Annotated in this window: 21 protein-coding genes; 12 read left to right on the top strand and 9 right to left on the bottom strand. The window is 61.8% G+C overall.

All coding sequences use genetic code 11. The features are described 5' to 3' along the window. Positions 1-167: 167 nt before the first annotated feature. Positions 168-2,060 (top strand): methyl-accepting chemotaxis protein, encoded by a 1,893-nt coding sequence (locus M2360_RS04300; RefSeq protein ID WP_280773153.1) that lies wholly within the window; start codon positions 168-170, stop codon positions 2,058-2,060. A gap of 19 nt (positions 2,061-2,079) precedes the next feature. Here the strand turns inward: M2360_RS04300 and M2360_RS04295 are convergent, their stop codons facing one another. Then, the gene (locus M2360_RS04295; protein WP_280773152.1) at positions 2,080-2,853 is read right to left on the bottom strand and encodes a creatininase family protein; all 774 of its coding nucleotides are present in this window, start codon (positions 2,851-2,853) and stop codon (positions 2,080-2,082) included. Positions 2,854-2,934: 81 nt separating this feature from the next. Here M2360_RS04295 and M2360_RS04290 point away from each other — a divergent pair, with 81 nt between their 5' ends. From M2360_RS04290 to M2360_RS04275, 4 genes are all read left to right on the top strand, one after another. Then, a complete protein-coding gene (locus tag M2360_RS04290) occupies positions 2,935-3,450 on the top strand; it encodes a MarR family winged helix-turn-helix transcriptional regulator (protein WP_280773151.1) in 516 nt (171 codons plus the stop codon). 132 nt (positions 3,451-3,582) lie between these two features. After that, positions 3,583-4,605 (top strand): LacI family DNA-binding transcriptional regulator, encoded by a 1,023-nt coding sequence (locus M2360_RS04285; protein ID WP_280773150.1) that lies wholly within the window; start codon positions 3,583-3,585, stop codon positions 4,603-4,605. Between the two features lie 11 nt (positions 4,606-4,616). Next, positions 4,617-5,570 (top strand): 2-hydroxyacid dehydrogenase, encoded by a 954-nt coding sequence (locus M2360_RS04280; RefSeq protein WP_280773149.1) that lies wholly within the window; start codon positions 4,617-4,619, stop codon positions 5,568-5,570. A gap of 104 nt (positions 5,571-5,674) precedes the next feature. Continuing rightward, entirely contained in the window at positions 5,675-6,079 is a 405-nt protein-coding gene (locus M2360_RS04275; protein ID WP_280773148.1) for a hypothetical protein, read from the top strand. Between the two features lie 12 nt (positions 6,080-6,091). On the opposite strand, the gene M2360_RS04270 is transcribed toward M2360_RS04275, so the two are convergent. Together M2360_RS04270 and M2360_RS04265 are read right to left on the bottom strand one after the other, a co-directional pair. Continuing rightward, positions 6,092-7,669, bottom strand: coding sequence for a DHA2 family efflux MFS transporter permease subunit (locus M2360_RS04270; RefSeq protein ID WP_280773147.1), 1,578 nt, complete (start codon positions 7,667-7,669; stop codon positions 6,092-6,094). A gap of 61 nt (positions 7,670-7,730) precedes the next feature. Then, positions 7,731-8,921 (bottom strand): HlyD family secretion protein, encoded by a 1,191-nt coding sequence (locus M2360_RS04265; RefSeq protein WP_280773146.1) that lies wholly within the window; start codon positions 8,919-8,921, stop codon positions 7,731-7,733. A 135-nt stretch (positions 8,922-9,056) separates the two neighbouring features. Here M2360_RS04265 and M2360_RS04260 point away from each other — a divergent pair, with 135 nt between their 5' ends. The 3 genes from M2360_RS04260 to lysS all read left to right on the top strand — a co-directional run bounded on the left by M2360_RS04260 (position 9,057) and on the right by lysS (position 13,054). After that, complete coding sequence (locus M2360_RS04260; protein ID WP_280773145.1) at positions 9,057-9,752, top strand: TetR/AcrR family transcriptional regulator; 696 nt, start codon at positions 9,057-9,059, stop codon at positions 9,750-9,752. A 181-nt stretch (positions 9,753-9,933) separates the two neighbouring features. Continuing rightward, the gene (gene gltX / locus M2360_RS04255; protein ID WP_280773144.1) at positions 9,934-11,391 is read left to right on the top strand and encodes a glutamate--tRNA ligase; all 1,458 of its coding nucleotides are present in this window, start codon (positions 9,934-9,936) and stop codon (positions 11,389-11,391) included. Between the two features lie 166 nt (positions 11,392-11,557). Continuing rightward, on the top strand, positions 11,558-13,054 hold the full coding sequence (lysS, locus tag M2360_RS04250; RefSeq protein WP_280773143.1) for a lysine--tRNA ligase: 1,497 nt from the start codon (positions 11,558-11,560) through the stop codon (positions 13,052-13,054). Positions 13,055-13,130: 76 nt separating this feature from the next. Here the strand turns inward: lysS and M2360_RS04245 are convergent, their stop codons facing one another. Continuing rightward, the gene (locus M2360_RS04245; RefSeq protein ID WP_280773142.1) at positions 13,131-14,594 is read right to left on the bottom strand and encodes a hypothetical protein; all 1,464 of its coding nucleotides are present in this window, start codon (positions 14,592-14,594) and stop codon (positions 13,131-13,133) included. A 184-nt stretch (positions 14,595-14,778) separates the two neighbouring features. Between M2360_RS04245 and M2360_RS04240 the strand changes: the two genes are divergently transcribed. Then, positions 14,779-15,240, top strand: coding sequence for a DUF1810 domain-containing protein (locus M2360_RS04240; protein ID WP_280773141.1), 462 nt, complete (start codon positions 14,779-14,781; stop codon positions 15,238-15,240). Here M2360_RS04240 and ygiD read toward each other — a convergent pair whose 3' ends face one another. From ygiD to M2360_RS04225, 3 genes are all read right to left on the bottom strand, one after another. After that, positions 15,241-16,050, bottom strand: coding sequence for a 4,5-DOPA dioxygenase extradiol (ygiD, locus tag M2360_RS04235; protein WP_280773140.1), 810 nt, complete (start codon positions 16,048-16,050; stop codon positions 15,241-15,243). 158 nt (positions 16,051-16,208) lie between these two features. Further along, the gene (locus M2360_RS04230) at positions 16,209-17,687 is read right to left on the bottom strand and encodes an NAD-dependent succinate-semialdehyde dehydrogenase (protein ID WP_280773139.1); all 1,479 of its coding nucleotides are present in this window, start codon (positions 17,685-17,687) and stop codon (positions 16,209-16,211) included. Between the two features lie 3 nt (positions 17,688-17,690). Continuing rightward, positions 17,691-18,971 carry a 4-aminobutyrate--2-oxoglutarate transaminase gene (locus M2360_RS04225; RefSeq protein WP_280773138.1) on the bottom strand — a complete coding sequence of 427 codons (1,281 nt, stop codon included), beginning with the start codon at positions 18,969-18,971 and terminating at the stop codon, positions 17,691-17,693. A 156-nt stretch (positions 18,972-19,127) separates the two neighbouring features. On the opposite strand from M2360_RS04225, the gene M2360_RS04220 reads away from it, so the two are divergent. Continuing rightward, entirely contained in the window at positions 19,128-19,946 is an 819-nt protein-coding gene (locus M2360_RS04220; protein WP_280773137.1) for a MerR family transcriptional regulator, read from the top strand. A gap of 112 nt (positions 19,947-20,058) precedes the next feature. Further along, complete coding sequence (locus M2360_RS04215) at positions 20,059-20,478, top strand: hypothetical protein (RefSeq protein ID WP_348529527.1); 420 nt, start codon at positions 20,059-20,061, stop codon at positions 20,476-20,478. Positions 20,479-20,527: 49 nt separating this feature from the next. On the opposite strand, the gene M2360_RS04210 is transcribed toward M2360_RS04215, so the two are convergent. Further along, on the bottom strand, positions 20,528-21,127 hold the full coding sequence (locus M2360_RS04210; protein WP_280773136.1) for an N-acetyltransferase: 600 nt from the start codon (positions 21,125-21,127) through the stop codon (positions 20,528-20,530). 107 nt (positions 21,128-21,234) lie between these two features. Beyond that, positions 21,235-22,368 (bottom strand): ornithine/lysine decarboxylase, encoded by a 1,134-nt coding sequence (odc2, locus tag M2360_RS04205; protein ID WP_280773135.1) that lies wholly within the window; start codon positions 22,366-22,368, stop codon positions 21,235-21,237. Positions 22,369-22,967: 599 nt separating this feature from the next. On the opposite strand from odc2, the gene M2360_RS04200 reads away from it, so the two are divergent. Beyond that, a complete protein-coding gene (locus tag M2360_RS04200) occupies positions 22,968-23,861 on the top strand; it encodes a LysR family transcriptional regulator (RefSeq protein WP_280773134.1) in 894 nt (297 codons plus the stop codon). Positions 23,862-23,873 lie beyond the last annotated feature (12 nt).

Below are 23,873 nucleotides of genomic sequence, written 5' to 3'. Positions count from 1 at the left end.
GCGCAAATGCTCCGAACGCGTCTTTTCGATCCGACGAAGAACCCCTCGATTTTGCAGCTATGTGAATTTTTCGGTAATTTATCAGATCTTTTATAAAACCATATATTCATATTTTGCGCTGCACATAAGACTCCAAGCCCGCCAACCGCTGCGAGGAAACGTCCCCTATGCTGCAAAATCTCCCCATCCAGATGAAAATCGGCTTCGTGATGATCTTCATGGCTGTCACCTCGCTCACCATTGCAGGCGTCGGCATCGTCGGCATGCGCGACATAGGCTCGACACTCGCCTCTGTCGGAGCGCGCGAGGAAATGGCCCGTGAAGCCATGGATCTCCGCGTGGATATCATCGCTATCAGCCGCATGACCTATCAGCTGGCGCTGGCGCCGGAAAAGGCGGTCGACTTCGCCGCCGAGACCGAAAAACGCGCTGGCGAAATGCTGGAACGGCTGCCGAAGATCGAGCAGGTTGCGAGCGCCGAGGAAAAGAAGATGCTCGGCGACGTCAAAGCGGCGCTGCTCGCCTATTTCGATCAGATACGGGCGATGGTGAAGACAGCACAGGATGGCAAGGATGCAGCCAGCCTCAAGGCCGCGCTCGGCCAGGCGTTGGACGCGCAGAAATCCGTCACCGCAGCGGTCAAGATCTACAGCAAGTCGTCCGGCGAAAGCCTCGCCGCAGCCCGCGCCGACGCGCTCAGCGAAGCCGACCTCGCCATCTGGGTGCAGATCGGCGTCGCCGCCGTCTGCGTGATGATCGGCGGCGGCGTCAGTTCCTATGTCGCCCGCAACGGCATCGCCAAGCCGATCAAGGCGTTGACGAGCGCCATGACCCGGCTTGCCGGCGGCGATCTCTCCGGCGAGGTCGACAGCACAGCGCGCCAGGACGAAATCGGTGAAATGGCCCGCGCCATGGAAATCTTCCGCAAGAACAGCATCGCCATGCGCGAACTCGAAACCCAGGAGGCCGCGCTGCACGCCAAGAGCGCCGAATTGCAGAACACGATCAGCGGCGTGGTCGCCGCCGCCGTCAACGGCGATTTCTCGTTGCGCATTTCCAAGGATTACGACAATCCAGACCTCAACCGTTTTGCGGCAAGCGTCAACGAACTGGTCGGCACTGTTGACAAGGGTGTGGGCGCGATGCGCCGCGTGATCGGGGCGCTCGCCGACGCCGACCTCACCCAGACCATGCAGGGCGAATTCCGCGGCGCTTTCGCCGAATTGCAGAACAATGTCAACGCAACCATGGAGACGCTCGCCTCGACGATCGAACGCATCCGCCTCTCCGGATCGACCATCAACGACAACACCCGCGAATTGAGCGCCGCCGCCAACGATCTCTCCCGCCGCACCGAGCAGCAGGCCGCGTCTCTTGAGGAAGCAGCAGCCGCGCTCGACGAGATCACCGCCACGGTCCGCAGCACGTCCCAGCGCGCTCATGAAGTGACCTCGATGATGGTGGAGACCAAGCAGAGCGCCGGCAAATCGGGCGCCATCGTCCGTGACGCCGTCTCGGCCATGAGCCGCATCGAGGAATCCTCGGGCAAGATCAGCCAGATCATCGGCGTGATCGACGAGATCGCCTTCCAGACCAATCTGCTCGCCCTGAATGCGGGCGTCGAAGCCGCCCGCGCTGGCGACGCCGGCAAGGGCTTTGCCGTCGTGGCGCAGGAAGTGCGCGAGCTTGCGCAGCGCTCGGCCAACGCCGCCAAGGAGATCAAGGCGCTGATCAACCAATCGGAGACGGAAGTCTCCACGGGCGTCGGCCTGGTCCGCTCGACCGGCGACGCGCTTCTGGAGATCGAAGGCCTGGTCAACCGCGTCAACGATCACATCGAGACCATCTCCAAGGCGACGCAGGAACAGGCCTCAGCGCTGCAGGAAATCAACAGTTCGGTCAATCACATGGACCAGATGACCCAGCAGAACGCCGCCATGGTCGAGGAAACCACCGCCGCCAGCATGTCGCTCTCCGAACAGAGCCGTCATCTGCACGAATTGCTGGAGCGCTTCCGCCTGCACGCCTCGACAGGCCAGCCTGTTCGCCGCGCCGCCTGAACGGCCTGACGGAGGCGGCTCAGCCGCCTCGTTCCCCAGGCGAAAACAGGCCGAGGTCGAACCTCGCAATGTCGTCGACCAGTTCCACGAGACCGGAGACAGCATGCGCGAGAAGCGCCTCGCCTTTTTCGGCGGTGGCGAGCCGCGCATCGCCCGCCGCGCCCTCGTCATTGAGATCGCGCATCATCCACCCGAAGGCATGCGGCCCGTAGGCGCGCAGATGGGCAAAATCCCGTGCGAAATCTGCCTGGCGCGATGCAAAGTCCTCGCATTTGTCGCAGGCGACCAGATCCGGCCTGAGCGCGAGCATGACCGATGTCTCGATGTCGCCGCCATGGATATCAAATGCCTTTCTCTCCGGCGGGACGATGGCGGCTGGAACGCCGAAGCGGCTCCAACTGGTCGCCACGCAGAGCATGCCGAAGCGCAGGCGCGCCTCCATCGCCACGATCGACAAAAGCGGCGAATTACCGCCATGGGCGTTGAGCAGCATCAGGCGTCCGACGCGTTGCCCTCGCAGCGTCTCGGCAGTGTTGAGCCAGCGTTCGATCGCTTCGTGATAGCCGAGGCTTTGGGTGCCCGGCCGATCGAGATGCTCCGGCGAATAGCCGACCGGCTCCACGGGTAACAGGATCGCATCGCGCGTCCCGAGCGCTACCGTGAGACGCGCCGCCACCCCCTCCGCGATTATCGCATCCGTCTGAAGCGGCAGATGCGGTCCGTGATATTCATGCGCCCCGAGCGGCAGGATGGCGATGCGGTCGCTCCAGCCGCCGGGCGGTGGTCCCGGCATGTTGATCATCTTTTCCTTGCCTTTGCCAATCCCCATACGTCATACAGACTGAAAGCAAAAAATCCTAGCGCGGGACGGGGCATGGCCAAGAAGGACAAGCAGGCCAAGAAGGACAAGTCCGAAGAGAAGGACAAGCCCAGGGAAAAATACGAGCCGGGGACGCTTCAGCCTGAACTCACCAAGGCCGCCCGTTCCATGCGCACCTTCCTGACGCGCTCGCTATCCGCGAGCGGCCTCTATGCCGGCCAGGACGGCGTGATCCTGGCGCTGTCCTCGCAAGAGACGATGACGGCTGGCGCCATCGCCACTGAGCTCGGCGTCAAGCCGCCCACCATGACGCGCACACTGTCGCGTATGGAAGCGCAAGGCTTCATCAAGCGGATCGCCGACGAGAGCGACGGCCGGCAGATGCGCGCCGCGCTCACCGATCTCGGCAGTCGGCAGGTGGGCGCGATTTCCTATGCGGTCAAGGCGACGGAAGCCTTTGCGCTTTCGGGCTTCAGCGACAAGGAAATCCGCCAATTTTGCAAGCTTCTCAAAAAGATCAACGCCAATCTCGGACAGGAAAACGACAAGGACGACGGTTTCGGTGAATAATGGGTCGCTTTTCCGCGCCCTCGACCTTGCGGCGCGGCGGCTATGTGATACCTCAAACGATTTAGGAGGAGTGTGCAGCCCATCATGCGCGTATAGCGACGCAATCGGGCGGCTGGCTTCCTGGGAGGACGCATGGCTCAGAAGATAAAACTGTCGACGATCGCCGAGACATTGGGCGTCTCGACCGCGACCGTGTCGCTGGCGTTGCGCGACAGTCCGCTGGTTGCGGCGGCGACGCGCGAGAAGATCAAGGATCAGGCGCGGGCGCTCGGTTATATCTACAATAGGCGCGCCGCAAGCCTGCGCACCTCGCGCTCGGGCATCATCGGCGTGATCGTTCATGACATCATGAACCCGTTCTACGCCGAAATCCTCAAAGCGATCGAAAGCGAACTCGACCGCAGCCAGCACACGTTCATTCTCTCCAATCATTACGATTCCGTCGAGAAACAGCGCAATTTCATCGAAACCATGCTGCAGTTGGGCGGAGACGGCATCATCATGTCGCCGGCCATCGGCACGCCGAAGATCGACCTGGACCTCGCCGAGGAAAACGGCATGCCGGTCATCCTGGTGGCCCGCACCATCGAGGGCGTGACGCTGCCCGCTTTTCGCGGCGACGACAGCTACGGCATCTCGCTCGCCACCAACCATCTCATTTCTCTGGGCCACCGCGTCATCGCCATGGTCGGCGGCACCGACCAGACATCGACAGGCCGCGACCGCTACCAGGGCTATGTGAATGCGCTGCGCAAGGCCGATATCGAGGTGTTGCCGGAACTCAGAATCCCCGGCCCGCGCACCCGCCAGGGCGGTTTCGAGGCGGCGGTCAACTTTCTCTCCCATCCGCTCAAACCGACGGCGGCGGTCTGCTGGAACGATCTCGTCGCCATAGGCCTGATGAACGGCGTCGCCCGCGCCGGCTTGATCTCCGGGGTGGATATTTCCGTGACCGGCTATGACGACCTCGAAGAGGCCTCGATCGCCACGCCGGCATTGACCACTGTCTGGAACGGCCAGTCCGAAGTCGGACGTCTGGCGGCCCGCGCGCTTCTCGACCGGCTGGCCGGCAGCCATGAACCCGACGGGTTGCATCTGATCAAGCCCGAAATGCGCATCCGGCAATCAACCGGGCCGATGAAACCTCGCAAATAAAGGTGACGCTCATGAAAACCGTCCTGATGGTCGGCCGCGCCCATCCGCGATTCCGCGAACGGCTCGCGCCTCATTTCCGTCTTCTGGAATTGCCGAGCGCGCGGCCCGAAGACGTGACGCCTGAGATGGCCGAGACGGTCACGGGCGCGACCACCTTCAACGATTTCAAGCCGCCGCTGTTCGATGCGCTGCCCAATCTGAAGATCGTCGCCAATTTCGGCGTCGGCTATGACGGCGTCGACGCCGCCTATGCCGCCGGCAAGGGCGTGATGGTCTCCAACACGCCCGAAGTGCTCGACGAGGAGGTGGCGGACACCACGATCGGCCTGCTGATCAACACCATCCGTCTCCTGCCGCAGGCGGAAAACTATCTTCGCGCCGGTCGCTGGGTGAAGGAAGGCGCGTTCCGCCTGTCGCCGCTGTCGCTGCGCGGACGCCATGTCGGCCTTTACGGCCTGGGCCGCATCGGCCAGCAGATCGCCAGGCGGTTAGAGCCCTTCAATGTCAAGATCAGCTATCACACCCGCAGCCCGAAGCCTGATCTCTCCTATGACTATCTTCCGACCCTGGAAGCGCTGGCCGAAACGGTAGACACGCTGATCGCCATCGTGCCGAAGACGCCGGACACGCATCGCACCATCAACCGCTCCATCCTGCGCGCGCTCGGACCGAACGGCGTGCTGATCAATGTCGGCCGCGGCTGGACCGTCAGCGAACCAGACCTGGTCGAAGCTCTCCGGGCCAAGGAGATCGCCGGCGCCGGCCTCGATGTCTTTGACGACGAACCGAACGTGCCCGCAGAACTGATGGAGTTCGACAATGTCTCGCTCCTGCCGCATGTCGCCTCGGCTTCAATGATCACCCGCAACGCCATGGCCGATCTCGTCGCCGACAATCTCATCGCCTTTCTCGGCAACCAGGCGCCGGTAACCCCGGTTCCGGAATGCAGAGGCCTGCTGGATTAAGCTCTTCTTTACCATAATTGTTAATCGTTAACGCTCGGGTAAGGTTTGCCGCGCATTCTCTTCTGCGGAATTGCTAAAGTTTTCGCTGGAAGAAGGAGCACGCCATGCTTCGCATGTTCGCCGTTGCGGCGGCCATCATCGCCGCAGGTTATGTCTACCTGCCTGCGCAGGAAAGCGCAGCCAAGATCGACACGGTCGTTTCGGCTTCGATCGCCAAGCCCGACAGCAAGGAATTCACCGTCTCCAACATGGAGAACGGCGCCGTCTGCATCGTCACCCGCGGCAAGCCGCTCAGCCCGCGCTCGCGCGAGGTCCTGGCCAGCGGTGATTGCGAACAGGTCTGGCCCGGCCTCGCCACGGCCCGCAACTGGACCGACAATGGCGACGGCACCGTGGCGCTGACCAATGACGGCGGCGAGGCGATCCTCACGCTCGGTTTCGGCGACGGCGTCGAGTATGAAAGCCTGGAGCCCGAAAATGCAGTTCTGGCGCTCAACAGCATCGGCTGAGCGCCAGCGCTTTCAATGTCCGCTTCCGCCTGCAGCCGGGGCGGCCCGAGGCTTCTTGAGCGTCATCGCCAACACCACGAGTGCTGCGAACAACAGCGCCAGCAGCGTGAAGATGTCGATGAACGACATTACATAGGCCTGCTGGTTGACCATCCCCACCACTTTCTGAACCGCGATCGCAGAACCATCCATGCCGGCGCCGTTGTATTTGGCGGTCAGATCGGCGATCATCGACACCGCTTCCGGATTGGCGAGGTTCACATGTTCGGCGAGATACGCATAATGCACCTTGTTCTGCTGGGTGATCAACGTGTTGATGATCGCCAGCCCCACCGCGCCGCCGAGGTTGCGCGTCAGGTTGTAGAGTCCTGAGGCATTGGCGATGCGGTTCGGAGGCAAGGTGCCGAGCGCGACATTGTTGATCGGCACCATCGCGAACATCAGCGAAAACCCGCGCAGGATCTGCGGAATGAGCAATTCGTAAAAATCCCAGTCCGCCGTCATATGCGCCATCATGTAGTTGGACAGCGCGAACCCGCCGAAGCCCACCATCATCATCACGCGGGGATCCAGCTTGTTGGACATGATCCCGGCGATCGGCGCCGTGCAGAACATCGCCAGGCCAGACACGAACATGGTTTCGCCGATCATCAGCGAGTCATATCCTCTGATATGGCCGAGATACTGCGGATAGAGATAGGTCAGACCGTAAAGGCCGATGCCCATCACGAAAGAGAACATTGATCCGAAGGCGAAGTTGCGATCATTGAAAGCTTTGAGATCGACAATCGGGAATGCAGCGGTAAACGCCCGCCAGAAAAACACCAAGGCGCCGCCCGTCAGCGCGACCGTGCCCATGACGATGTGCTCATCGTCAAGCCAGCCCTTGGCGTTTCCTTCCTCGAGCACATATTCGAGCGATCCGAGAAACACCGCCATGGCGGCAAGCCCGGTCCAATCGAATTTCTTCATCAGCGAATGATCGGGCTTATCGAAATCGATGAACATCCAGGTGGTGATCGCCACGATGACGCCAGGAACGACATTGACCAGAAACAGCCAGTGCCAGGAAAAAATGCTGGTGAGGTAACCGCCGACCGTCGGCCCGATGGTCGGCGCCAGAGTCGCCACGAGACCGATGATCGGAGAAACGATGGCCCGCTTTGACGGCGGAAATATCGTGAACGCGGCCGCGAAGACCGAGGGGATCATTCCACCGCCGATAAAGCCCTGAATGGCGCGATAGACGATCATCTGGTCGATATTGGTGGCGGTGGCGGCTAGCGCCGAAGCCAGTGTAAAGCCCGCCGCCGACACCGAAAACAGCACCCGCGTCGACAGAACCCGCGCAAGCGTGCCAGACAGTGGGATCATGATCACTTCGGCAATCAGATAGGATGTTTGAACCCAGGCGATTTCGTCATTGCTGGCGCTGAGACCGGCCTGGATTTCGGCGAGCGAGGCAGAGACGATCTGGATGTCCAGGATCGACATGAACATGCCGAACACCATGGCGAAAAAAGCGATCAGCCGCCGCGTGTCGATCTCTTGGGCGGGCGCGCCCGCCATGCTGGTAGTCGTGGCCGCCATGACGGACCTCCTATGCGTCGCCCGGCTAGGAGCGACGCGTTGAACCGGATGCTGGGCGGGCTTATTTCAGACGCCGCGTGGGATCGCCGGTGCGGCTGTCGACCTCGGCGATGACGCTGAGACCGGCGCGCAGATGGCCGCTTTCGAGAGCATCCTTCGGCAGCCTGATGCGCACCGGCACGCGCTGGATCACCTTGGTGAAATTGCCGGTGGCGTTTTCCGGCGGCAGCAGCGAGAACACCGAGCCGGACGCCGGAGCGATAGACACCACCTCGCCATGCAATATCTCGCCGCCGAGCGCATCGACTTCCAGCGTCACAGCGGCGCCGGGATGGATGCCCGCCAACTGCGTTTCCTTGAAATTGGCGTCGACATACAGCTCGGTCACTGGAACAAGCGCCGCGAGCTTCTGACCAGCCGAAACGAAGTCGCCGTCCTGCACGGCGATATTGCCGGCGACGCCGTCGAACGGCGCCTTGATCACGGTGAAGCTGAGATCGCGGGCCGCCTTGTCTTTCGACAATTCGAGCGAACGGATCTCGCTTTCGGCCTCCGCCTTCTGGGCGGTTACAACGGCGATATTGGCCTTGGCCGAGGCAATGGCGGAATCCGCCCCCAACAGATTGGCCCGGGCTTGATCGAGAGAAACCTTGGCGTTGTCGAGATCGGCGACCGTGCCGGCATTGTTGGCGGCGAGTTTGCTGGCGCGCTGCTCGGTGATTTCAGCGCCGCGCAGCGTGGCTTGCAACGCCGTCTTTGACGCGTCAGCCTGGGCGAGAGAGGCGCGGGCGGCCTCGATCTGGGCGTCAAAACGCGCGAGAGCCAGCTTCTGCGTCGCGATAGCGGCGTCCGCCTGTTCGACGGCGATACGATAGTCGCCTGCGTCCAGGGTGACGAGCGGATCGCCTTTTTTCACCCGCCGGTTGGCGACGACGTCGACATGCGCGACATAACCTGACACTTTCGACGCGATATTGGTGATGTCGCCTTCGATATAAGCATCGTCGGTCGAGACCATGAACCGGCCTTCCACCCACCAGTCATGGCCATAATAGACGCCGCCCGCGAGACCGGCGATCAGCATGAGCGACAGAACGACTTTCTTCGTAGCGCCCTTCGACTTGGCCTTGGCCGGCATCGCGTCACTAGCCTGAGCGGGCGCGGTCGGCGCGTGCGGAGCTTCGACGGTGGGCTCGGCTTGGAAACCCTCATCGACGGTACGGACTTTGGCGCTGCTGCTGGGATTGGCCATGGCGAACTCGATTCTTTGCGCGACAGTGTATCGAACCGAACGGTTCGGTTTGAAATTGACGTAGTCCTTTTTTTGTTCCATAGCAATATCAATCGAACCGGATGGTTCGAATAAAATGAACAAATGGGAAAAGGCATGGCGAACAAGGAAAGCCTCGCCGCAGGGGAGGAGCCGCATCAGCTCAGTCTTTGCGGTCCGGGACGACGGCCTGCGGCGGGAGAAGATCCCGCCAAGCGCGAGCAGATCCTCGATGGAGCCCAGCAGATCTTCATGCAGCTCGGCTATGACGCCGCCAGCATGAACGACATCACCCGCGCCGCCGGCGTGTCCAAGGGCACCGTCTATGTCTATTTCCAGAACAAGGAAGAGCTGTTCGCAGCAATCATCGACCGCCAGAAAAGCCGGATCATGAGCGTGCTTCGGCAGATCCTCGAAAACGGCCTGCCGGTGGAGGAGACGCTTCGCCAATTCGGCGTCTCTCTTACCGAACATGTCTGTTCGGAGCGGGTCATCCCCGCCATGCGCATGGTCATCGGCGTTCTCGATCGCATGCCGGACCTGGCCAAGCGGTTCTACAGCACCGGCCCCGGCGGCGGCCCCATGCTCCTGACCCTTTATGTTCAGAAACAGATCGAACTGGGAACGCTGCGGGACATCGAGGACGCCGAACTCGCCGCCCGCCAATATGCCGAACTTTGCATGGCAGGCATTTTTCGCTCACGCCTGTTCGGGGAGATGCAGGAGCCGCCGTCGTCCGAACGCATCGCAAGAAATGTCCGCGAAGCCCTCAGGCTCTTTCTCGGAGCCTATGCCGCCAAGCCCGGCCAATGAGCTTTTCCTTGACGCCGCCGTTGAATATGGCCTAAGGCGGCGCTAACGGAATTGTCCGGCGCCGCCGCCTCTCGCGGCGGGTCCGCGACCTCTTCCCATCCGAAATTCACCCGGCGAGCCGGCCGGCCTCATGGCCTTGCCTGGCGCGGCGGATTTTCCGCATGATCCATGGGCCAGTAACATGACAACTTCAGGCGTCCGCGTCCGCATCGCACCTTCTCCCACCGGCGAACCCCATGTCGGCACCGCTTATATCGCGCTGTTCAACTATCTCTTCGCCAAGAAGCATGGCGGCGAATTCATCCTCCGCATCGAGGACACCGACGCCACCCGCTCGACGGCCGAATTCGAGCAGAAAGTGCTGGACGCGCTGAAATGGACCGGCCTGACCTGGTCGGAAGGTCCCGATGTCGGCGGCCCTCATGGCCCCTATCGCCAGTCGGAGCGCAAGGACATTTACCGTCCCTTCGTCGAGAAGATGGTGGAAGAAGGCAACGCCTTCCGCTGCTTCTGCACGCCCGAACGGCTCGAAAAGATGCGCGAAGACCAGCGCGCCGCCGGCAAGCCGCCCGGCTATGACGGTCTGTGCCTGCATATCAAGGCCGAAGAAGTCACCGCTCGCGTCGAAGCCGGCGAGCCGCATGTGGTGCGCATGAAGATCCCGACCTCGGGCTCCTGCGATTTCCATGACGGCGTCTATGGCGACGTGTCGATCCCATGGGAAAGCGTCGACATGCAGGTGCTGCTGAAAGCCGATGGCATGCCGACCTATCATATGGCCAATGTCGTCGACGACCATCTGATGAAGATCACCCATGTGGCGCGCGGCGAGGAATGGCTGGCCTCTGTGCCCAAGCACATCCTTATCTATCGCTATCTCGGCCTTGAGCCGCCGGTGTTCATGCATCTGTCTCTGATGCGCAATGCCGATAAATCGAAGCTGTCCAAGCGCAAGAACCCGACCTCGATCTCCTATTATTCCGCCCTCGGCTATCTGCCGGAAGCGCTGATGAACTTCCTCGGCCTGTTCTTCATCCAGATCGCCGAAGGCGAGGAAATGCTGTCGATGGAAGAACTGATCGAGCGGTTCGACGCCGACAACCTGTCCAAGGCCGGCGCGATCTTCGACGTGCAGAAGCTTGACTGGCTGAACGGCCGCTGGCTGCGCGAAAAACTGTCGCCTGAAGACTTCGTCGCCCGCGTCCTCGGCTGGGCGCAAGAGAATGACCGCCTTGTCGAAGGCCTCAAGCTGGCCCAAAGCCGCATCACCAAACTTGGCGAACTGCCCTCGCTCGCCGGCTTCCTGCTGTCGCACGATGTCGGCCTGACGCCCGCGTCCTTCTCCGCGCTCAAGACCAGCCCGGCGGAAACGCTGGAGATCGTCACCACTGTTCAGACCGATCTCGAAAAAATGCTCGAATGGAACGTCGCTTCCATCGAGGAAGAGCTGCGCGCCATCGCCGATCGCCTCGGCAAGAAGCTGCGCGTCGTCACCCCGCCGCTGTTCATCGCCGTGTCGGGCAGCCAGCGCTCGCTGCCGCTGTTTGACAGCATGGCGCTGCTCGGCCGCTCGGTCGTGCGCCAGCGTCTCAAAGTGGCGATCCAGGTGCTGACCTCGATGGTGGGCAGCGGAAAATGAGGAAGCCCCTCCCCCTTGTGGGGAGGGGTTGGGGAGGGGTCTTCGCCCTGAGCAAGACGCCTCCCCTCCCCGTCGCTTCGCTCCGACCCTCCCCACAAGGGGGAGGGTTGGCAGAGACAGCTGCATCGGCGAACCAAAACGAACACAGCCGCAAAAGGCCAATACGATGACCGAACAGAAGACCGAAACCGCGCTTTCCTCCGACCCGACCGAGGTCCGCCGCCAGAAGCTTGACCAGCTGCGCAAGACCATTGGCGACGTCTATCCGGCGCATTTCCACCGCACGCTGACCAATGCGGAATTCGCCGAGAAATATGCCGGCCTCGAGCCGGATCAGGAGTCGGAAGACATCGTGACGGTCGCCGGCCGCGTCTATTCCTCGCGCAATTCCGGCATGTTCATGGACATCCATGACGCCTCGGGCAAGATCCAGATCTTCTCCCACAAGGACACGACGCCGGAAGAAGCCCGCGCGCTGCTGCCGATGATCGACCTCGGCGACATCATCGGCGTCAAGGGCCAGGTCCGTCGCACCAAGCGCGGCGAACTCACCATCAACGCCCATGAAATCACCATGCTGACCAAGACGCTTCTGCCGATGCCGGAGAAGTATCATGGTCTGGCGGACATCGAGCTGCGCTACCGCAAGCGCCATCTCGACATCCTCACCAATGAGGATTCCAAGCTCCGCTTCCAGCAGCGCTCGAAGATCGTCTCCGGCATCCGCCGCTTCATGGAAGGCGAAGGCTTTCTCGAAGTCGAGACGCCGATGCTGCAGACCATCTATGGCGGCGCGACCGCCGATCCGTTCAAGACCTTCCACAACACGCTGAAGATGGACATGTATCTGCGCATCGCGCCGGAACTGTACCTCAAGCGCACGCTGGTCTCGGGCCTGTCCGACAAGGTGTTCGAGATCAACCGCAACTTCCGCAACGAAGGCGTCTCCACCCGGCACAATCCCGAATTCACCATGATGGAATGCTACTGGGCCTATGCCGATTACGAGGACATCATGGGCCTCGTCGAGCGGCTGTTTGAAGGCCTCGCCGTCTCCATCCACGGAACGCCCGACGTCACCTTCGGCGACAAGCAGATCTCCTTCAAGGGTCCGTTCAAGCGCGTTCCGATGCCCGACGCCGTCAAGGACGTCACCGGCATCGACTTCCTGGCGATCAAGACGGATGAAGAAGCCCGCGCAGCCGCCAAGGCCGCTGGCTTTGAAGTCGAGAAGGACTGGACCTGGGGCGAATGCCTCGCCTTCATCTTTGAAGAGAAGGTCGAGGGCACGTTGATCCAGCCGAGCCATGTGACGCATTTCCCCAAGGACATCTCGCCCTTCGCCAAGGAAGTGCCGGGCGAGCCGCGTCTGGTCGAACGCTTCGAGACCTATTGCAACGCCTGGGAAGTCGGCAACGCCTTCTCCGAACTCAATGATCCCGAAGAGCAGCGCCGCCGCATGGTCGAGCAGCTCGAGCAGGCCCATGCCCGCGGCGAGAAGGACAAGCAGCTCGACGATGAATTCCTCGACGCCATCGACCAGGGCATGCCGCCCGCCGGCGGCCTCGGCATCGGCGTTGATCGCCTGATCATGCTGCTGACCAACGCGCCGTCGATCCGCGACGTCATCCTCTTCCCGGCCCGCCGCAACAAGGCCGACTGAGGCCGACAGTCCGATTACGAAAAGCCCCCGCGACGATGCCGTCCGGGGGCTTTTTCTATGTCTTGATCGGCTGAATTCAGTGGGTAGTGTCGCCGTGGCCTTCTTCGGCGGGAGCAGCGGCGTGATCCTCGGCCGGCGCTGGCTCATGCGCTGTTTCGGCTTGTCCATGCGCCTCGGGCTTTGCGGCGCCTTCCGCCGCATGTCCGGCTTCGCTTGCGGCCCCGTGTTCTTCGGCGGGGGCTGCATGGTCCTCAGCAGGCGCTGCATGATCTTCGGCCGCGGAATGGTCTTCCGCAGGCTGAGCTTCGTGCGCCTCGCTGGCTCCATGATCCCCAGCCTTGGCCTCGTCAGCCGGCGCGGCATGCGCAGCGTCGCCCTGATCGACGCTGGCGTCATGTTCACCGGCCGCGCCATGATCCCCGGCTGGCTGGGCGTGATCGCCCTCAGCCGTATCGGCGGGCTCCTCGGCGGGAGCGTGCTCGCCCTCGGTCTTTGCCGGACCATGATCTGCAGCAGGCTTTTCCTCGCCGCCGAGACCCACCATGCCCAACATGGAATCCATCATCGACGGCTCCGGCTTGGCGGAGGCGGTTTCATGGCCTTCCTCTGCGGGCGCGGCTTCGCCTTCGGTATTCTTGGAGGCGTCATGGCCCTCGGCCGGCTTTTCCTCGCCGCCGCCCAGGCCGACCATGCCGAGAACGGAATCCATCATCGAGGGCTCCTTGGCGGGCTCCTCGCCATGTCCCTCCGCCTTCGCCTCTTCGCCAGCTGGCGTTTCGCCATGACCCTCGGCGGTCTTTTCGCCATGACCTTCGGCCGGCGCTTCTTCGCCATGGCCTTCTGTTTTGGCTTCCTCGCCGTGACCTTCGGCAGCCGGGGCGGCATGTCCTTCCGAAACGGTGGCGCCATGCTCGGGTTTGGCGGCGCCATGCGCCGGCTTTTCACCCTCGGTCGGCTCGGGCTTGGGTATATCGGCGCAGTCCAGCTTGTCCGGTTCGTCCTTCATCGCGGCCATGAAGGCCTTGACCTCCTCCGCGTCGAGTTCGACCCGCTCACCATAGAAACGCCCGTCATCAGCCGGCAGACCATCGTAATAGCGCGCGATGAAGGGTTGCTTCATCTCCGGCACATAACGCGGCTGGAGCGCGATCACCACTTCGGCGCCGATGGCGCGGCCGCGCATGAAGGCGCGCTTGTCAGGTCCGCGATCATCGAGAATCGACACCTGGATCAGGTCGACCTTATTGGTCTTGGCCAGCAGGCCCGCCACGCGCAGCGCGGTCTTGATGCGCATATCGGCGTCGGCGGAAGCCATTTTCACATATTTGCGCATCCAGAGCCGCTTGCCCGGCGTCTTGAGAACCATCGTCTGGATCGTCTGGCATTCGCCGCCTGTCGTGTTGACCTTTGGGGGGCCGAGCAACTCGTCCTTGCCAACATACAGCGCCGCGCCGCCGGTGCCTCCCAGAAGCGCCAGCATGCCAGCGGATATGATCGCCAGCTTCTTGGAGAAGCGGATCTTTGGCAGGCCGATCTTCACACGCAATACTCCGGACCAATACACAAAACAGAAATGGTTACCGGACGATAAGGGGGCGATGTTTCGGAACGCTTAACAAAGCCGCCTTAAATTTACGGCGATGACTGTTTACGGAAACTTTGCCGCGTCTCTTTCGTTTCTGATCCGCAAGCAATACGGACTGCCACCAGCGCGGAGCCATCTCATGTCGGACAACGTCAATTTTAATCTCCAGCGCTTCGTCGAGGCGCAATCGTCAGCCTGGCCGCGCGCGATCGAGGAATTGAGCGCGGGCCGCAAGCAGAGCCATTGGATGTGGTTCATCTTCCCGCAGCTCGCGGGCCTTGGCATGTCGCCGACCGCCCAGCTCTACGCGCTCGCCTCCGAGGAAGAGGCCCGGGCCTATCTCCGTCATCCGCTGCTCGGGCCAAGGCTGATCGAGGCGACCGAGGCGACCGAGGCTGTGCTCGCGCATCAGGGCAAGAGCCTGTATGAGATCTTCGGCTCGCCCGACGACATGAAATTCCGGTCGTCGATGACCCTGTTCGAGCTCGCATCGGGCGACGCGGCGGCGCCCTTCACCCGCGCGCTCGACGCGTTCTGCGCCGGTCAGCGCGACGACAAGACGCTCGCGCTCCTTGACTGGACGCCCGCGGCCGACGCCTGATCAGGACAGCACGAAACTCCGCATGGAAATCGAGCCGAGATCGATCGTGTCGTTGAAGAAGGACAGATCGTCAGCCTTGTCCATCACCGCCAGCGGATAAAGGAGCGGCAGGAAATGCTCGACGGTCGGATGCGACAGCGCCGCTGCGCGACCGATCGAGCCCGCATCCAGCACCTTGCCGACATCGCGCGCTTCGATGGCGTCGGCCATATAGCGGTCGAATTCCACCGCCCAGTCAAACACCTGGCCATCAAAATTCAAGGCCCGGAGATTGTGGACGATATTGCCGCTGCCGATGATCAGCACGCCCTTCTCCCGCAACGCCCTGAGCTCGGCCGCGAGCTTGAAATGATCGGCAAGACCCTTGGAAAGATCGAGCGACAGCTGAAACACCGGAATATCGGCCCTGGGGAACATCTGGATCAGCACAGACCAGGCGCCGTGATCGAGCCCCCAACGATCATCGCCCTCCACATGGCTTTCCTGCAGAAGATCTATGGTCGCTTGGGCAAAATCGGGGGCTCCCGGCGCATTGTATTGCTGCGCGAAGAGTTCCGGCGGAAAGCCGCCGAAATCGTGGATGGTCTTGGGATTGCGGCCGATATGCACCAGCGTGGTCCCCCGCGTCATCCAGTGGGCGGATACGCAGAGAATGGCTTTCGGCGTCGGCAGGCTCTCGCCGATCTTGCGCCAGCTGCGGCTGTACTCATTGTCGAGGATCGCATTCATCGGGCTGCCGTGACCGACAAACAGCGCCGGCATGCGCGGCGTCGAGGACAGATTTGAAAAAGCGTTGCTGAGCGATGTCATGATTGCCTCTCCGGCGCATGGAACTGAATATTCGTCCTCAATATAGGGACGGCCCCGCGTTCACGATAGACGAGAAATTCTCGACAACTCGTTCGCTATTCCTGAACAGCAAGAAGCCCGGACGAGCCGGGCTTCTCTCAACTCAATGATGACGCGTCTCAGACGCTCAGGCAGAGATACTTGATCTCGAGATAGTCCTCGATGCCGTATTTCGAGCCTTCGCGGCCCTGGCCGGACTGCTTGATGCCGCCGAAGGGGGCGACTTCGGTGGAGATCAGGCCGGTATTGACGCCGACCATGCCATATTCCAGCGCTTCGGCCACGCGGAAGACCTTGGAGAGGTCCTTCGAGTAGAAATAGGAGGCAAGGCCGAATTCGGTGTTGTTGGCCATCTCGATGACCTCTTCCTCGGTCTCGAACTTGAAGAGCGGGGCGACGGGACCGAAGGTCTCTTCGCGGGCCACCTTCATCTCGCTGGTCACGCCGGTCAGGATGGTCGGCTGGAAGAACAGGCCGCCCTTCTCGTCGCGCTTGCCGCCGACGGCAACCTTGGCGCCCTTGGAGAGAGCGTCGCCGATATGTTCCTCGACCTTGTCCAGCGCCTTGGCGGAGATCAGCGGACCAGCATTGACGCCGGCCTCGAAGCCGTCGCCGACTTTCATCTGTGACACGCGGGCAGCAAGTTTTTCAGCGAAGGCGTCATAGACGCCGGCCTGCACATAGAGACGGTTGGCGCAGACGCAGGTCTGGCCATTGTTGCGATACTTCGACACCATCGCGCCTTCGACAGCCGCATCGAGATCGGCGTCGTCGAACACGATGAACGGCGCATTGCCGCCGAGTTCCAGGCCGAGCTTGAGGATCTGCTCGGCGCCCTGACGCATCAGGATCTTGCCGACATTGGTCGAGCCAGTGAAGGTCAGCTTGCGGATCTTGTCGTTCTCGCACATTTCCTTGCCGATCGGCGCGGAGTCCGACGACAGGATGACGCTGAACAGACCGGCGGGAAGACCGGCGCGTTCGGCCAGCAGCGCCAGCGCCAGCGCCGACAGCGGCGTTTCGCCGGCGGGCTTGGAGACCATGGCGCAGCCTGCAGCCAGCGCCGGCGCCATCTTGCGCGCCAGCATGGCGTTGGGGAAGTTCCAGGGCGTGATCGCGGCAACGACGCCGACCGGCTGCTTGATGACGATAATGCGCTTATCGGGCTGATGGCCGGGGATCGTGTCGCCATAGACGCGCTTGGCTTCTTCAGCGAACCATTCCACATAGGATGCGCCGTAGAGCACTTCGCCCTTGGCTTCAGCAACGGGCTTGCCCATTTCCGTGGTCAGGATGATCGCCAGATCGTCGGCGTTGGCGACCATCAGGTCGAACAGCTTGCGCAGCACGCCGGCGCGTTCCTTGCCGGTCTTGGCCGCCCAGACCTTCTGGGCCTTATAGGCGGCGTCAATGGCGCGGGCGGTTTCCGCCCGGCTCATATCCGGCAGCGTGGCGATGACGTCGCCTGTGGCCGGATTGGTCACATCGAAGGTCTTGCCGCTATCGCTCTTGTCCACCCAGACGCCTGACACCAGCGCCTTGTCGACGAGCAGGCTCGGATCCCTAAGCTTGGACTTGAAGTTTTCGGAGATCGCCATGGATCAGGCCTCCTTGGCGCATTCGCGCAGCGTGGTTTCGAGAATGTCGAGCGCTTCGACGAAGACATTGTCCTGAATGGTGATCGGCGACAGGAAGCGGATGACGTTTCCGTAGACGCCGCAGGTGAGCAGGATCAGACCCTTTTCCAGCGCCCGCACCCGCACCTTGTTGGTGAAATCGGCGTCCGGCGTCTTGGTGCCGGGAATGTTGAACTCGACAGCGTTCATGAAACCGGGGCCACGGATGTCGGCGATCTGCGGCACCGCCTCGATCAGCGACTGCAGGCGCTGCTTCAGGCGGGCGCCCAGCTGTTCGGCGCGGTCGCAGAGCTTCTCTTCCTCGATGACATCGAGCACGGCGTTGCCGGCGGCGATGCCGATCGGATTGCCGCCATAGGTGCCGCCAAGGCCGCCGGGGCCAGGCGCGTCCATGATGTCGGCGCGGCCGGTGACAGCGGCGATCGGGAAGCCGCCGCCCAGGCCCTTGGCCATAGTGGTGATGTCGGCGACGACGCCGTAATGCTCCATGGCGAACAGCTTGCCGGTGCGGGCAAAGCCGGTCTGCACTTCGTCGGCGATCAGCAGAATGCCATGCTTGTCGGCGAGTTCGCGCAGCTTGACCATGAAGGCGCGGGGCACTTCATAGAAGCCGCCCTCGCCCTGTACAGGCTCGACGATGAAGGCGGCGACGCGGGCCGGATCGACATCGGCCTTGAACAGCTTGTCGAGCACCGACAGCGAATCCTCGATGGTCTGGCCGTGCAGCTCAACCGGGAACGGCACATGGAAGACGTCGGGCATCATCGCGCCGAAGCCAGTCTTGTAGGGAACAACCTTGCCGGTCAACGTCATGCCCATGAAGGTGCGGCCATGGAAGGCGCCAGTGAAGGCGATGACGGCGGAGCGGTTGGTGGCGGCGCGGGCAATCTTGATGGCGTTTTCGACAGCTTCAGCGCCGGTCGTCACGAAGATGGTCTTCTTCTTGAAGTTGCCGGGCACCGCGTTGTTGAGGCGCTCGGCGAGCGTGACATAATTTTCGTAAGGAATGACCTGATGGCAGGTATGGGTGAAGTGATCGAGCTGATCCTTCACCGCCGCGATCACCTTGGGATGGCGGTGGCCGGTGTTGACCACGGCGATGCCGGCGGCGAAATCGATATAGCGACGGCCCTCGACATCCCAAATCTCGGCATTCTCGGCCTTGTCGGCATAGATCTGCGTGGTAACGCCGACGCCGCGCGAAATCGCATCGGTTCTGCGGGCGGCAATATCCGTATTCAACATGGGAACCCCCTGGATGTTCGAGTGAACTGATCGAGTCGCGGACCTCGCCACGACAGACCGAGAAGATTTCTTGCATTTTTTCTGTAGACTTGCAATATGGTCCACGAGATTTGTCGCGACGTAAATCTGCGGGCGCTCAAACCGGATCGGACGAGGATGGAGATACGCTACAAGATCGCCGAAGCAGCGCGCATGGCCGGCGTTTCGGCCTCCACGCTCCGTCTTTGGGAGAGCCAAGGGCTGATTGAGCCGATCCGCACCGATTCAGGCCAGCGGCTCTATGACGCTGGCCATGTCGAACGCCTCAAGACCATCAGTTGGCTGCGGCATGAGAAAGGCCTGAACCCGGCGGCAATCCGCGAAAACCTGAAATTGGAGCCGGACGCCGACGTCTCAGACGATGACGCACCTGAAGACACCGAAATTGGCGAAATTCCGATCGGCAAGAAGATCCGCCGCTTGCGACGCGAGGCAGGCAAGACGCTCGACACCGTCGCGCAGGCGATCGGCCTGTCGGCGTCGACGCTGTCGACCTTCGAACGCACCTCGCAGGGCCTGTCCTTCAAGGCGCTGCATGAACTGGTCGCCCATTTCGGCACAACCCTCGCCGTCTTGTCTGGCCAAGAAGATCGCCATACGGGTGAATCGTTGATCCGTGACGGCGAATGGCCGACCTGGCCGCCCTCCTCCACCGGCGTGACCGTGCAGATCCTGTCGGAAGGCAAGAACCAGATGGAGTGCCACCGCTTCGTGCTGGCGCCGGGCGCCTCCAGCGAAGGCGCCTATCAGCATCCGGGGGAAGAATTCCTGCATGTCCTGGCCGGCAGCCTGGAGATCATTCTCGACGGCGACCAGTTCTTCGAACTCGGCCCGGGCGACAGCTTCTATTTCGAAAGCCGACGCCCGCATTCCTGGCGCAACGCCTTTGATGGCGAGACGGTGCTGATTTGGGTGAACACCCCGCCGACATTCTGACGCCACCCGCCTATCCTCCGGAAAATCGCGCGGAAACCTTAACGCGCGATTCAGATTGCGGACTTTTCCGGAGAGCATAGGGTCTTCGCGTCAGACACCGTCAGGGCGCGCCATGAGTAGAGACGCCATCCGTGAAGCGGCCACCCGCTTCCGCCTCGCCATCGAAACCACGGAAAAGAGCAGGCTGTCCGCCGGTTTCCGCCGGTTCCCCTGGGGAGCATGCGGGGACGCTTCGGTGCTGCTCGGCAAATTCCTGAAGGATCAGGGTCTGGGCGAATTTACCCTGGTGGTAGGACAGTCAGCGGACAATCAGCATGCCTGGCTGGAACAGGACAATGTCGTGGTCGACATTACCGCCGATCAATTCGACGGATTCGGCGGGCTGATCCATGTCGGCGACGATATTTGGCGCAGGCGTTTCACTGAGCGCAGGCGGTGTGGCGCGGCGTTCCAACATGTCGAAAATGGTTCGGGATCCGAACTCGCCGGCGATTACCGGCTGCTCGCCGATCGCGCTTTGCTCTGCGCATGAGAAATAGCACGAGCAAGAGCCGCCATCACATGCGGCTCAGCTCAGGTCTTCAGGCCGCCTTTTTCAGGCCCGACTCAATGAACTTGCGGCCGGTCGCCACCAGCATGCCGACGGCCCCATCCAGCCAACCGTCCTTCAGTTCGAGCGCCAGAAACCGGTCGCGCGCGAAGGGGCCTGGCATCATCAGCGTCTGCGTCTTGGCGGCGGAAAAGCCGAAACGTTCGTAATAGGGCGCATCGCCGACCAGCAGGATCGCGCCATGGCCGAGGTTTCTGGCTTCCAGGATCGCAGCCCGCATCAGCGCGCCGCCGATACCCTTGCCTTCATGATCGGCGGAAACGGCCAGCGGCCCGAGCAGAAGCGCCGGCACGGCGCCGCCGGCAGGCGTCACGCCCGCCTGGACATTCCAGAGCCGCACGGTGCCGATGACATGATCGTCCGCATCGCGGGCGACGAGCGCCAGGCCTTCGGCCGGCACGCGGTTGCGGCGCAGCGCCTCGGAAGACTTCTTGCGGCGATCCGGACCCATGGCGATATCCAGCAGACGCTCGCGCGCCACCACGTCGCCGGGATTTTCCCGGTCGATGCGGAATGTGAGAGAAGACTTGGGCGCAAACAGCGCCCGCACAGTGTCAAGTACAGCGGCCATCTTGGCCTCCCGTGCCCAAAACCGTTATCAGCGGCGGTGACAATGAATTGTGAATAGCGCCCCGGATCACCCGGGGCGTCCAAATGCGTCGATCCTGTTAACCGGGATCAGATCACATAGGCCTTGAGCGGCTCGAACCCGTTGAACGCCACCGCCGAATAGGTGGTGGTGTAAGCGCCCGTGCCTTCGATCAGAACCTCGTCGCCGATGGTCAGCGACACCGGCAGCGGATACATGTTCTTCTCATACATCACGTCGGCGGAATCGCAGGTCGGACCGGCGAGCACGCAGGGCTCCATGGCGTCAGTGTCGCGGGTGGTGCGGATCGGGTAACGAATCGCCTCATCCATGGTCTCGGCCAGACCGCCGAACTTGCCGATGTCGAGAAACACCCAGCGATGCGCGTCATTGTCGGACTTCTTCGAGATCAGCACGACTTCCGTCTTGATCACGCCGGCATTGCCCACCATGCCGCGGCCCGGCTCGATGATGGTTTCCGGAATGTGATTGCCGAAATGCTTCTTGAGCGCAGCGAAGATCGCGCGGCCATAGGCTTCGGACGTCGGGATGTCCTTGAGATACTTGGTCGGGAAACCGCCGCCCATATTCACCATCTTCAGCTCGATGCCGCGCTTGGCGAGCGACACGAACACGCGCTTGGCGTCGGCAAGGGCCGAATCCCAGGCGTCGAGCTTGGTCATCTGCGAACCGACATGGAACGACACGCCATGCGAGACGAGGCCGAGCTGATGGGCATAGACGAGCACGTCGACCGCCATCTGCGGCACGCAACCGAACTTGCGGCTAAGCGGCCATTCGGCGCCTTCGCCATCGGTGAGCACGCGGCAGAACACGCGAGCGCCGGGCGCGGAGCGGGCGATCTTCTCGACTTCCTCGTGGCAATCGACAGCGAAGAGAGTGACGCCGAGCGCATGGGCGCGGGCGACGTCGCGCTCCTTCTTGATCGTGTTGCCGAAGGAGATGCGGTTTGCGGTTGCGCCGGCGTTCAGCGCCATTTCGATTTCGGCCACGGAGGCGCAATCGAAGTTGGAGCCGAGATTGGCGAGCAACTTGAGGACTTCGGGGGCCGGATTGGCCTTCACCGCGTAATAGATCTGGCTGTCCGGCAGGGCATGGCGGAACGCCTTGAAATTGTCCTTGACGACGTCGAGGTCCACGACGAGGCACGGTCCTTCCGGACGTCGGGTGGCGAGGAAATCGCGGATGCGCTGGGTGGTCATGGCGGGTGTCCTTCCAAAATCCAGAATAAATTGATCCTTCGCCGGAACCGGATTGAACCGGCCACGGACTGGACAAGTGGCAATCACCGGATAAACCGGTCGACATGAGACAAGGATACGCAGCAAACAGGGCCAGCAGATGGAGACACCGGACCTATAAACTGAATATGCAATGCAATGATGACCAAACGCCTTGCAGCGTCAGATCGTCTTGTCTGCCTTGGATTGGAGGGATAAACCCGACCGCACTTCCGGCAATGAAGGTGTGCCTCTTCAGTAACCCCGGCTGATGGAAAGCCGGCAGACACCAGAAAGGCCCGCACCGTCGTTGCTTCAAGATGTCCTCGCATTTCCCGGTTGGCCGGAATAGCGACTGGAGCGGTTAGGTCCAGGTACCTTACCGATGACCTCACCTTAGGGATTTCTCCCAGTTCGAGGGTCGGCGGACACCCACAGGCACGTGCGACTTTGGGCAAGGGCGGGGATAGGCATGTTCGCTGTCATAATCAAGAATTTTTTGAACCCTTTTTGATTTTTTTTCGCCGTGGTAAGACGCTGGCGATCAAGTCTTTTCTTACATTTTTATGAATCGGGGCCCTATGGATACGCTGACGCGGATGCGCGCCTTCATCGACGTTGTCGACGCGGAGGGCTATTCGGCGGCCGCGCGCAAGCTTGGACGATCCAAGGCGCTGCTTTCGAAATATGTGAAGGAGCTGGAAGACGAGTTGGGCGCATTGCTGCTCAACCGCACCACGCGCCAGTTCTCGCTCACCGAGGCCGGCCATACCTATTACCGCCAGGCCTCTGAAATCCTGAAGGAAATCGACAATCTCGCCGATCTCGTCCGCGAGGGCGCGACCGATCTCAAGGGCCGCATCCGCATCTCCGTGCCGCGCAGCTTCGTCGACGCCAATATCGGCCAGTGTCTCATCGATTTCTCCGCCGAACATCCCGACATCGTGCTCGACATCGTCGCCGAGGACCGTTTTGTGGATCTGATCGAGGAAGGCTTCGACGTAGCGATCCGCATCACCCGGCTGGAAGACTCCGGCATGATCGCCCGCAAGCTCTGTGATTTCGGCATGAGATTCTTCATCTCGCCGAAGCTGCTTGAGAAATATGGCGAAGTGCGCCACCCCAGCGATCTTGCCGGCATTCCCTGCATCGTCGACACCAACAACCGCAACTACAATGTCTGGCGCTTCGAGACGAAGGACGGCGCGACCCATTCGATCTCCGTCTCCGGTCCGATCGAGGTCAATTCGCCGATCGCCACCACCCGCGCCGCCATTGCCGGCCTCGGCGTGGCGATGATTCCGGATTTCATCGCCCAGCCCAAGGCCGATTGCGGCGCGTTGGTCAGCATTCTCGACGAGTTCGAACTGAAGGGCGGCGGCATCTACGCCATCTATCCACATCGCCGTTATCTGCCGGCCAAGGTTCGCCGCTTTGTCGACTATCTGCATGGCTGGTTCCGGAAGAGCCCCTGAGCGATCGCCAGC

Source organism: Rhizobium sp. SG_E_25_P2 (assembly GCF_029892285.1).
Classification (GTDB): domain Bacteria; phylum Pseudomonadota; class Alphaproteobacteria; order Rhizobiales; family Rhizobiaceae; genus Rhizobium_E.
The sequence above is the reverse complement of the archived record's forward strand: the minus strand, read 5'-3'. Positions and strand labels throughout refer to the sequence as shown.